The sequence below is a fragment of the Nocardia stercoris genome, from assembly GCF_003696265.1.
Classification (GTDB): domain Bacteria; phylum Actinomycetota; class Actinomycetes; order Mycobacteriales; family Mycobacteriaceae; genus Nocardia; species Nocardia stercoris.
Genome location: NZ_RFFH01000010.1, coordinates 185,316 through 197,998 on the forward strand (window position 1 = coordinate 185,316; position 12,683 = coordinate 197,998).

A 12,683-nucleotide genomic window follows, 5' to 3' on the forward strand; every position below is an offset into this window, starting at 1 on the left:
GTGGCTGCTGCTCGACGAGCCGCAGCCCGTCACCGACACCGCGGCAACCGAATACGCTGCGCCCGTAGCGGTTCCGCCGGAGAGCCTCGCGTATCTGATCTACACCTCGGGCACCACCGGCGTGCCCAAGGGCGTGGCGGTGTCGCGGGCGAACCTCGCGGCACTGGTTCGGGCCACCCGGTTCCTCCAGCCCGCGCAGACCGGTCCCAGCCGGGTGCTGGGGTCGACGTCGGCGGCCTTCGACGTCTCGGTCTTCGAGCTGTTCACCACGCTGTGCGCCGGCGGTTCGGTCGAGATCGTCGACGACGCCCTGGCACTGGGCGAACGCCCGCAATGGTCCGGCGACGTCCTGAGCATGGTCCCCTCGGCGTTCGACGCCGTGGCCGCGCACACCGAGACGGTGCTGCGCGCCGCGACGATCGTGTTCGCCGGTGAGGCACTCACCCACGCCACGATCGAGCGGGCCCGCGACCGGATACCGGGTGTGCGAGTGGTCAACGCCTACGGGCCGACCGAGTCGACGGTCTTCGCGACCACTGCGGTGCCGGTCCCCGGATCGAGCGGTCCGGTGCCGATCGGCGCGCCGCTGCCGGGTGTGCGCGCCCATGTCCTCGACGGCTGGCTGCGGCCGGTGCCGGCCGGGGTGGCCGGTGAGCTGTATCTCGGTGGCGCGCAGGTGGCGCGCGGATACCACGCGCGACCCGAGCTGACCGCCGTGCGGTTCGTCGCCGATCCGGCGGATCCCGGTGCCCGCCTGTATCGCACCGGTGACGTGGTGCGCCGCGACGATTCCGGGGCACTGGAATACCTGGGCCGCGCCGACGACCAGGTGAAGATCCGCGGCTACCGCATCGAACTCGGCGAGATCGACGCCGTCCTGACCACGCACCCGCTGATCGAGCAGGCCGTGGTGGTGGCGCACGACGGTGGTGGCGGCAAGCAGCTGGTCGGCTATGTCGTCGCCGATCCGACTGCCGCCGTACCGGATTCGGCCGAGATCCGGGCCTACGTCGGCGACCGCCTGCCCGAGTACATGGTGCCGGCCGTGGTGATGGTGCTCGACGCCCTGCCGCTGTCGGCCAACGGCAAAATCGACCGGAAGGCTCTGCCGGCACCGGTTTTCGCCGCCGGAACCGCCTACCGGGCGCCGGCCACGCCGCAGGAGCGGGTCCTGACCGCGCTGTTCGCGGAGGTGCTCGGGGCCGAGCGGGTCGGTGTCGACGACAGTTTCTTCGACCTCGGCGGGCACTCGCTGCTGGCGACCCGCCTGGTCAGCCGGATCCGCGCCGACCTGGGGGCGGAGGTCCCGATCCGGGCGATCTTCGATACCCCGACTGTCGCCGCGCTGGCCCCGATCGTGGGCGACCGGGCGCGGCACCAGGTGCGGACCGCACTGCGCCGGCGGGAGCGGCCGCGGCGGCTGCCGCTGTCCTACGCGCAGCAACGATTGTGGTTCCTCTACCAGCTCGACGGACCGTCGGCGACCTACAACCTGCCGCTGGCGGTCCGCCTGACCGGCGCGCTCGATCCGGCCGCGCTGACCGCCGCGGTCGGCGACCTGCTGCACCGCCACGAGAGCCTGCGCACGGTGTTCGGCAGCGACGACGCGGGCACCGGGTACCAGCGGGTCCTCGACCTCGCCGATCTCGAAGTCCCCGTACGGATCTCGGACCTCACCGGTGCCGCGGAGCACGAGGTCGAGCGGGAGGTGGCCGCGGCCGCCCGGTATCCGTTCCGGCTCGACCACGAGATTCCGGTCCGGGCCACGATCGTGGTCCGCGGCTCTGCGGAATACCTGCTGGTGCTGGTCGTGCATCACATCGCCGGTGACGGCTGGTCGCTGACCCCGTTGGCCCGGGACCTGGCCGACGCGTACCGGGCGCGGGCCGCCGGCGTCGCGCCCGCGTGGACTCCGCTGCCGGTGCAGTACGCCGACTACACGCTGTGGCAGCGCGAGCTGCTCGGCTCGGAGTCCGACCCCGGCAGCCTGCTGTCGCGCCAATTCGATTACTGGCGTGCGGAACTGGCGGGCCTTCCGGAGCAGCTCGCGTTGCCGTCCGACCGTCCCCGGCCCCGCGTGGCCTCGCATCGAGGTGCCCTCGCGCCGTGGGAGATCGACGCCGCCACGGCGGCCGCCATCACCGGGCTGGCGCGGTCGCGGCAGGCGACGGTGTCGATGGTGCTGCAGGCCGGATTGGCCGTGCTGCTGTCCAAACTCGGTGCGGGCCAAGACATCCCGATCGGCTCGCTGATCGCCGGCCGGACCGACGCGGCACTCGACGACCTGGTCGGATTCTTCGTCAACACCTGGGTGCTGCGGGCCGAGGTGACCCCGGGCGCGTCGTTCGCCCGGCACGTGGACCGGGTCGCGCAGCAGGCGCTGGCGGCGTACGCGAATCAGGACGCGCCCTTCGAGCGGCTGGTCGAACTGGTGAATCCGGTTCGCTCGCAGGCACATCACCCGCTGTTCCAGGTGTCACTGGTGGTGCAGAACACCGGTCCCGCCACCGCCGACTTCGGTGCCGTCACCGTCGAGGACTATCCGGTGACCACCGGCACCGCCCGATTCGACCTGCTGTTCTCGGTGGCCGACGACAATCGCGGCGGACTGACCGGCTCGATCGAATACGCCACCGACCTGTTCGACCGTTCGACCATCGAGGCCCTGGCGGCCCGGTTCACCCGCCTGCTCGCCGATCTGACCGCGGCCCCGGACGAGCCGGTGGGCCGGATCGACGTGCTCGACGCCGTCGAGCGCCGGCGAATTCTGCGGGACTGGAACGACACCGCCGCCCGGACCGATCTCGCCGACCGGTTCGGCAGGGCCGCGGCCGTCGACAATGCCGCTTCGATGGCCGAGTTGTTCACCCGGCGCGCCGGCGCGCAGCCGGACGCGACGGCCGTGGTCGACGGCGGCGGATCGCTGACCTACCGGGAACTCGACGAGCGGTCGGGTCGCCTGGCCCGGATGCTGATCGAGCGGGGCGCGGCGGCGGAACGGCTCGTGGCCGTGGCGCTGCCGCGGACCACCGACCTGCTGGTGGCGTTGCTCGCGGTAGCGAAGTCGGGTGCGGGATATGTGCCGTTGGATCCGGCGTATCCGCGGGATCGGCTGCGGTTCATCCAGTCCGACGCCCAGCCGATCCTGGTGGTGACCGACAGCACGGTGACCGCGCGGATTCCGGCGGTTCGGATCACCGAGCGGGACGTGCCGCGACTGCTGCTCGACGCGCCCGAGGTGCTCGCGGAGCTGGCGGCGGCCGAACCGGCCGATCCCGTGGCGGTGCCGCCGGGCACTGTCGCCTACCTGATCTACACCTCCGGCACCACCGGTGTGCCCAAGGGCGTGGCGGTGTCGCGGGCGAACCTGGTGGCGCTGGTCCGGGCTACCCTGCCGGAGCCGATTCCGGTTGCGGGGGAACAGAGTTCGGCGGTCCGGGTGCTGGCGTCGACCTCGGCGGCGTTCGACGTGTCGGTGTTCGAGCTGTTCACCACGCTGTGTGCGGGTGGTTCGGTGGAGATCGTGGACGACGCGCTGGCTGTGGGGCAGCGGGATTCGTGGTCCGGTGCGGTGATGAGTATGGTGCCGTCGGCGTTCGACGCGGTCGCCGCGCACACCGAGACTGCGTTGGACGTGCATACGGTGGTGTTCGCCGGTGAGGGACTGACCCACGCCACGATCCAGCGCGCACGGGACCGGATTCCGGGTGTGCGGGTGGTGAACGCCTACGGCCCGACCGAGTCCACCGTGTTCGCGACGACCGCGGTGCTCGGCGAGACGGTCGCCGGCGGGCCGGTGCCGATCGGTGTGCCGCTGCCCGGTGTGCGGGCCTACGTCCTGGACGGCTGGCTGCGGCCGGTTCCGGCCGGGGTGCCCGGTGAGCTGTATCTGGCGGGAACGCAGGTCGCGCGTGGCTATCACGCGCGGCCCGAGCTGACCGCGGCCCGGTTCGTCGCCGACCCGTTCGGCGCCGGCCGCCTGTACCGCACCGGTGACGTGGTGCGCTGGAACGCCTCCGGCGTCCTGGAATATCTGGGTCGCGCCGACGACCAGGTGAAGGTGCGTGGCTTCCGGATCGAGCTGGGCGAGATCGAGGCGGCGGCGACCGCGCATCCGGCGGTCGCCCAGGCGGTGGTCGTCGCGCACGACACCGGTGCGGGCAAGCAGCTGGTCGGCTACGTCGTCGGCGGGGAGTCCGAAGGCGAAGGCGCGGTGCCGGATTCGGCTTCGGTGCGGTCGTTCCTGCGGGAGCGGTTGCCGGAGTACATGGTTCCCGCCGTCGTGATGGTGCTGGACGCACTGCCGTTGTCGGCGAACGGGAAGATCGATCGAAAAGCGTTGCCGGAGCCGTTTTTCGCGGCCGGGACGGCGTATCGGGCGCCGGTGTCGGCGGTCGAACGGATATTGGCGGACGTGTACGCCGAGATCCTGGGCCGGGACACGGTCGGTGTGGACGACGATTTCTTCGAGATCGGCGGCGATTCCATCCGTTCCATCCAGGTGGTGTCGCGGGCGCGTGCGGCAGGTGTATTGATCAGTCCGCGTGCGGTTTTCGAGCACCGCACCGTGGCCGCCCTCGCGCGGGTCGCGCAGGCCGGCCCGGAGCGCGAGCTCCTCTCCGAGCTGCCCGGTGGCGGGATCGGCTGGATGCCGTTGCTGCCCGCCGCGCGGTTCGTGCGCGAGCTGGGTGCGGGTTTCGAGCGGTTCAATCAGTCGATGCTGCTGGACCTTCCGGTGGGTATCGACCTGAACGGCCTGGTCGCGACGTGGCGGGCGGTGCTGGACCGGCATCCGGTGCTGACCGCGCGCCTGGTCGACAGTGCGGACGGTCCCGGGCTGCTGACGGTCCCGGCCGACGAGGTCGACCTCGCCGCCGCGATCCGGCGGGTGTGCGTCGCGGACAACGACATTCGTGACGTGGATCCGCTGGTTGTGGCGGGCGAGCTCGACGCGGCGGCGGCGCGCCTGGCCCCCACGGCCGGCGTGCTGCTGGCGCTGGTCTGGTTCGACTTCGGCGTCGACCGGCCGGGCGTGCTGGGCGTGGTCGCCCACCACCTGGCCGTCGACGGTGTGTCCTGGCGGATCCTGTTGCCCGACCTGGCCGCCGCCTGGGCGCGGCTGCGCGACGGCGACCGCCCGGAACTCCCGGCCGCGGGCACGTCGCTGCGCCGCTGGTCGCACGCGCTGGCCGAACAGGCCACGACCGCCGAGCGGGTCGCCGAATTGTCCTGGTGGACAACCGCACTGGCCGGTCACGACCCGGTGCTCGGGCGGCGGGAACTCGATCCGGCCCGCGACACCCACGCCACCGTCGACCAACTGGAACTGCGGCTGACCCCCGCGGTCACCGACGCCGTCCTGACCGCCCTGCCGACCGCGATCCACGGCCACGTCGACGACGGCCTGCTGGCCGCCCTGGCGGTCGCCGTGGCGGTGTGGCGGCGCGACCACGCCGGTCCGGACGCGGGCTCGCCGGCCGACCCGGTGGTCCGGCTCGAAGGTCACGGCCGCGAGGAAGCCCTGGTCGCGGGCGCGGACCTGTCCGCCGCCGTCGGCTGGTTCACCACCATGTACCCGCTGCGCCTCACCCTGCCCGACGACCTCGACCTCGACGACGTGCTAGCGGGTGGGCCGGCCGCGGGGCGCGCGGTCAAGTGGGTGAAGGAGCTGCTGCGGGCGGTGCCCGATCGCGGCGCCGGGTACGGGATGCTGCGCTACCTGAACCCCGACACCGCTGCCACGCTCGCCGGATTGCCCAGTGGCCGAATCGGATTCAACTATCTGGGCCGCTTCGAGACGGCCGACGTGATGCCCGCCCGCTGGCAGGGTCTGGGCTGGACGCCGACCACCGGCGTCGCGGCGCACCCGGGCTATCCCGAGCTGCCGGCGCTGTCGGCGCTGGAGATCAACGCCGCCGTCACCGACGACGGCGCCGGTCCGGTGCTGGGCGCGTCGTTCACCTACGTGCCCGGTGTGCTCGACGCGGCCGCGGTGGACGAACTCGCCGGCCTGTGGCAGGCCGCGCTGACCGGTCTGGCCGGCTACACCGCGACCCCCGGCGCGGGCGGGCTGACGCCGTCGGATCTGCCGCTGGTCGCGCTCGACCAGGACGGGATCGAGTCCTTCGAGGCGCGTTATCCCGCGGTCGAAGACATCTGGCCGGTCACGTCGATGCAGTCGGGACTGCTGTTCCACGCCGACCTCGCCGAATCCGGCTTCGACGCCTACCACATGCAGGTCGTCTTCGATCTGGCCGGCGCGGTCGATCCCGAGCGGTTGCGTGCCGCCGGTCAAGCCGTGGTGGACCGGCACGCGAGCCTGCGCACGGCCTATGCCGCCGCCGCGGACGGTTCGACCGTCGCGGTCGTCGTGCGCGGTGTGACGCTGCCCTGGCAGGAACTGGACCTGCGTGACACGGCAGCCGACCAGCAGGCGGTCGCCGTGTCGAAGCTGCTCGACTCCGACCGGGCCACCCGCTTCGACCTCGCCGAGCCCCCGTTGCTGCGACTGGCCCTGATCCGCACCGGCCCCGACCGGTCGCGGCTCGTGCTGACCGCCCACCACGTGCTGCTCGACGGCTGGTCACTGCCGGTGCTGCTCGGTGACCTGTTCACTCGCTACAGCGGCGGCGCGGCCGCCGCGAACCCCGCGACCTATCGGGACTTCCTGGGCTGGTGGCAGTCTCGCGACACGGCGGCCACCGAACGCGTGTGGACCGGCTACCTGGCCGGGGTCACCGAACCGACCTTCCTGGCCCCCAGCGCGTCCGACTCCTCGGCACTCGACGTGGACGTGCTCGAGACAGTGGATATCGCGCTGCCCGAGCCGGTTTCGCGTGGACTGTCGACGCTGGCCGGTACCTGTGGGGTCACGGTGAACACGATCGTGCAGGTCAGCTGGGCGGTGCTGGTCGCCGCGGTGACCGGCCGCGCCGACGTGGTGTTCGGCGCCACCGTCTCGGGCCGCCCCGCCGACCTCCCCGGCGCGGACTCGATCATCGGGCTGCTGATCAACACCGTGCCGGTGCGGGTCCGGATCGACGCGGCCGACACACCGGCCGGGCTGCTGCGCCGGCATCAGGCGGAACAGGGCGCCCTGCTCGACCACCACCACTTCCCGCTGACCGAGGCGCACCGGATCACCGGCGTCCCGGCGCTGTTCGACACGCTCGTGGCGTTCGAATCCTTCCCGATCGACCACCGTGCCCGCAGCGGCGCCCTCTCGGTCACTGGCGTGGAAAACCGCAGCGGCACCAACTACCCGGTCACCATCACCGCCAACGCGATTCCCGACCTCGTCCTGTCGCTGCAATACGACACCACGGTCCTCGACCGAGCCGAGATCGACCGGCTCACCGCCCGGTATGCGGCAGTACTGAAGTCGTTCGCTACCACACCGGACACCGCGATCGGCTCACTCTCGATCCTGCTGCCCGAAGAACAGCGCATGCTGCACAGCTGGAACGACACGCGCACGGATGCCGCGGTGGTATCGCTGCCGGCGATGTTCGCCGCACGGGTCGCGCAGACCCCGGACGCGGTCGCGGTAATCGCCGCCGGGGCAATAGCCGAGTCGCGAGAAGACCACGCGGACAGTGTGATTGCTGGTGCGACTGAGCTGGGTGAAGGCAGTGTGGGTGCGGGCACGGCGAGCGGGCCGCGGTCAGGTCACAGCGGCATTGTGGTTGCGGGCGCGGTCAACGGACTGCGAGAAGGCCACGCGGACAGCGTAGTGGCTGGTGCGGTGTCGGTGACCTACGCCGAGTTGGATGCGCGGGCGAACGCTGTGGCGTGGTGGCTGCTCGAGCGCGGCGTTGTCGCGGAGGAAGCGGTGGCGGTTGTTCTGCCCCGGTCCGTGGATCTCGTCGTGGCGTTGTTGGGTGTGGCGAAGGCGGGTGCGGTGTTCGTGCCGTTGCTGCCGGAGTGGCCGCAGTCGCGGCGCGATCAGGTCGCCGCGCACGCCGGCATCCGGACGACGGTGACGAGTGCCGTTGTCGCGGGGGCTGTGTCGGCTCGGCCCGATGCGGTGGACCCGGGTGTGATCGTGGATCCCGATCAGCTGGTGTACGTGATGTACACGTCGGGTTCGACCGGTGAGCCCAAGGGTGTCGCGGTCAGGCATCGGGATGTGACCGCGCTCGTGCAGGACCGGTGTTTCGCCGGTGGCGCGCACGGGCGGGTGTTGGTGCATTCGCCGCATTCGTTCGACGCGTCGACGTATGAGTTGTGGGTGCCGCTGCTCAATGGTGGTCAGGTCGTGTTGGCCGAGCCGGATTCGGGCCCTGCGGAATTGGCGGCGTTGATTGCTGACTCTGGTGTGACTGGGTTGTGGTTGACCGCTGGTTTGTTCGCGGTGATGGCGCAGGAACACCCACAGTGTTTCGTGGGTGTGCGGCAGGTGTGGACCGGTGGTGACGTGGTGTCGCCGGATGCGGTGCGCCAGGTGCGCCAGGCGTGTCCGGCAACGGTGATCGTGAACGGGTACGGGCCTACGGAGACAACGACTTTCGCCACCTCCTACGCGATCCGCTCGGCTCGATCCGCAGCCGAGGCTCAGACCGGATTCGGACCTGGCGACCTGCGGCGCGAGTCGGCAGTCGATGCACGGGTGGATGCGGATACTGGCGTGGCCAGTATCGGACGGGCCGAGGTCGAGGGTGGACCGTGGTCTATCGCTCCTGGGAACCCCGTCGGCGTGGAGAACCGCGGTGGCGTCGAGAACCCCGGCGGCGTCGAGTATCGAGGCAGCCTCGTGAAGCGCGGCGGCGTCGAGAACGTGGGCGTCGAGCGCCGCCGCGGCGTCGAGAACCGCTGCGGCGCAGCCGAATATCTCGACGGTACGTCGGTCCCGATCGGGCGTCCGCTGGACAATATGCGGCTGTTGGTACTGGACGGCTGGTTGCGGCCGGTGCCGCTCGGCGCGGTCGGTGAGCTGTATGTGGCTGGTGCCGGTGTCGCCCGCGGGTACGCGGGGCGCCCGGATCTGACGGGCGTGCGGTTCGTGGCCGACCCGAACGGGTCGGGGGAGCGGGTCTACCGGACCGGTGACCTGGTGCGCTGGAACGACTCCGGTGTGTTGGAGTACGCGGGACGTGCTGATGATCAGGTGAAGATCCGGGGTTTCCGGATCGAGCCGGGCGAGGTCGAGGCCGTGTTGGCGGCCGACCCGGTGGTGGGTCGTGCGGTTGTTGTCGTGGTGGACGGTCCGGCCGGGAAGCGGTTGGCGGCCTATGTGACTCCCGCGCAGGACGGTGGTGCCGCCGCGATCGACACCGTGGCGCTGCGGGCCCGCGCGGCGGATCGCCTGCCCGCATACCTGGTGCCGGGGGTGATCACGGCCATCGACGCGGTGCCGTTGACCGGCAACGGCAAGGTCGACCGAAAAGCGCTGCCGGAGGCGGACTTCCGGACCACGTCGTACCGGGCACCGGAGTCACCGGTGGAACGGGTACTGGCCGGCTTGTTCGAGGAGATTCTCGGTGTCGAGCGGGTCGGCGTGGACGACAGCTTCTTCGATCTGGGCGGGCACTCGCTGCTGGCGACCCGTCTGACCAGTCGCATCCGCGCCGAACTGGACGCGGAGATACCCATCCGGACCGTGTTCCGGGAACCGACCGTGGCCGCGCTGGCCGGCGTGGTGGGCCGGGTCGCGGGTGACGGTGTGCGGACGGCGCTGCGGCTGCGGGAGCGGCCGGAGCGGTTGCCGCTGTCGTTCGCGCAGCAGCGGCTGTGGTTCCTGTACCGGCTCGAGGGTCCCTCGGCGACCTACAACATCCCGCTGGCCCTGACCCTCACCGGCGCCGTCGACCCGGCGGCGCTGACCGCCGCGATCACGGACGTGGTCACCCGGCACGAGAGCCTGCGGACGATCTTCACCGTCGACGCGGACGGCATTGCCGCGCAACGAATCCTGGACCCCGCCACAGCCGAGGTCCCGGTCCGGACGCTGGATCTGACCGCTGCGGACGATGCCGAGGTCGACGGCGTGATCGCCGGCGAGGCAGCCCATCTGTTCGAGCTCGACACCGAGATCCCGCTGCGGTCCACCCTGATCCGCCGCGACGCGAAGACCCTGCTCGTGCTGCTGGTCGTCCATCACATCGCCGGTGACGGCTGGTCGCTGGCGCCGCTGGCCCGCGACCTGGCGGAGGCCTACCGGGCTCGGGCGGCGGGCAGCGCGCCCGCGTGGGCACCGTTGCCGGTGCAGTACGCGGACTACACGCTGTGGCAGGGTGAACTGCTGGGCGAGGAGTCCGATCCGGAGAGTGTGCTGTCGCGGCAGTTCGACTACTGGCGGACCGAATTGGCCGGTGTCCCGGAGCAATTGGCGCTGCCGACCGACCGGCCGCGCCCCCGGGTGGCGTCCTACCAGGGTGCAACCGAGCCGCTGACGATCGACCCCATCACCGCAGCCGCGATCGCCGAGCTGGCACGGACACGGCAGGCAACAGTGTCGATGGTGTTGCAGGCCGGTTTGGCGGTGTTGTTGTCGAAGTTGGGTGCGGGGGAGGATATTCCGATCGGCTCGCCGATCGCGGGCCGTACCGACGCGGCGCTCGATGATCTGGTCGGGTTCTTCGTCAACACCTGGGTGTTGCGGGCCCAGGTGCGGCCTACAGCGACGTTCGCCGAGCTCGTCGATCAGGTCGCGGACAAGGCCCTGGCCGCCTACGCCAACCAGGACGCTCCGTTCGAGCGCTTGGTGGAGTTGGTGAATCCGGTTCGTTCGCAGGCGCATCACCCGCTGTTCCAGGTATCGCTGACCGTGCAGAACACCGCCGCCGCGACCGCCGATTTCGGTGACGTCGAGGTCGCCGCTAACCCGGTGTCGACTGGGACCGCGCGCTTCGATCTGCTGTTCGCGCTGGCCGAGCACGAATCCGGTGGGCTCATCGGGTCGATCGAATACGCGACCGACCTGTTCGACCGGGCGAGCGTGCGGCGGCTGGCCGACCGGTTCACCCGCCTGCTGGCGGCACTGACCGACCGGCCGGAGCAGCCGGTCGGGAACCTCGACCTCCTCGCTGCCGACGAACGCCGTCAGGTGCTGCACGACTGGAACGACACCGCGCGCCGGACCGGAGTCCCCGCCGGCACCGCGGTCTCGGTCGTCGCCGCGGTAGCCGCGCGGGCCGCGGCCGAACCGGACGCGGTCGCGGTGGTTTCCACGACGCGGACCCTCACCTACCGGGAGCTCGACGACCGCTGCGGGCGACTCGCCCGGCTGCTGGCCGAGCGCGGCGCGGGCGCGGAAGCGGTTGTGGCCGTAGCCTTGCCGCGCACCGCCGACCTGCTGGTGGCCCTGCTGGCGGTGATCCGGTCGGGGGCGGGCTACGTACCGCTGGACCCGGCGTATCCGTCGGATCGGTTGCGGTTCATCCAGTCCGACGCCCGGCCGGTCCTCTTGCTGACCGACAGCAGCGTGGCGCCGGGTATCCCGGAGGTAGGCGAGTTCGCCGGTGGCGCACCGAGTCTCGCCGAAACCGCCGCCGTGCGGGACTCGGCCGTCCCGCGCCTGCTGCTCGACGACCCGGCGGTCGAAGCGGAACTCGCGCAGCGGGAACCCCTTGCGCCGGTCGATGTTCCGGACGCGGCGCTGGCGTACCTCATCTACACCTCCGGCACCACCGGCGTACCGAAGGGCGTGGCGGTCACTCGAGGGAACCTGGCCGCGGTCGTCGGGGCCACGGTGTCGATGCAGGTCCGGGACTCCGGTGAACCGGGTCCGGTCCTGGCGTCGACGTCGGCGGCGTTCGACGTGTCGGTGTTCGAGCTGTTCACCACGCTGCACGCGGGTGGTTCGGTCGAGATCGTGGACGACGCACTCGCTGTGGGGCAACGGGATTCGTGGTCCGGTGCGGTGATGAGTATGGTGCCGTCGGCTTTCGACGCGGTCGCCGCGCACACAGAGACGGTGCTGGCAGCGGACTCGATCGTATTCGCCGGTGAGGCCTTGACCTGGGCGACGATCGAGCGGGCGCGCGACCGGATCCCGGGCGTACGCGTCCTGAACGGTTACGGTCCGACCGAGTCGACGGTGTTCGCCACCACCGCGGTCCTCGACCGAACCGGAACCGGTCCGGTGCCGATCGGCATGCCGCTGCCCGGCGTGCGGGCCTACGTGCTCGACGGCCGCCTGCGGCCGGTCCCGGCCGGTGTGCCGGGTGAGCTGTATCTCGCGGGCGCCCAACTGGCACGCGGCTACCACGAGCGCCCGGACCTGACCGGTGGGCGTTTCGTCGCCGACCCGTTCGACAGCACGGGCGGCCGGCTGTACCGCACCGGTGACGTGGTGCGCTGGAATGCCTCCGGCATCCTCGAATACGTGGGTCGCGCCGACGACCAGGTCAAGGTGCGCGGCTTCCGCATCGAACTCGGTGAGATCGAGGCGGCCCTGACCGCGCATCCCGACATCGCTCAGGCCGTCGTGGTCGCGCACGACGGTGACGCGGGCAAGCAGCTCGTCGGATACGTGGTCGCGGCCCGGTCCGGCACCGCGCGAGACTCGGCCGCGGTACCGGCGGACCCGGGCTCGGCGGAACTGCGGTCGTATCTGCGGGAGCGGTTGCCGGAGTACATGGTTCCCGCCGTGGTGATGGTGCTGGACGCGCTGCCGTTGTCGGCGAACGGGAAGATCGATCGAAAAGCGTTGCCGGAGCCGGTTTTCGCGGCCGGGACGGCGT

At 71.3% G+C, this 12,683-nt stretch carries 1 protein-coding gene (only partly in view); it reads left to right on the plus strand.

All 12,683 nt of this window come from inside a single coding sequence — locus EBN03_RS22560, non-ribosomal peptide synthase/polyketide synthase (RefSeq protein ID WP_122190085.1), on the plus strand. Of the gene's 40,164 coding nucleotides, 14,237 precede the window and 13,244 follow it; the stretch shown corresponds to coding positions 14,238-26,920, spanning codon 4,746 (partial) through codon 8,974 (partial); the first complete codon in view begins at nucleotide 2. Both the start codon and the stop codon lie outside the window.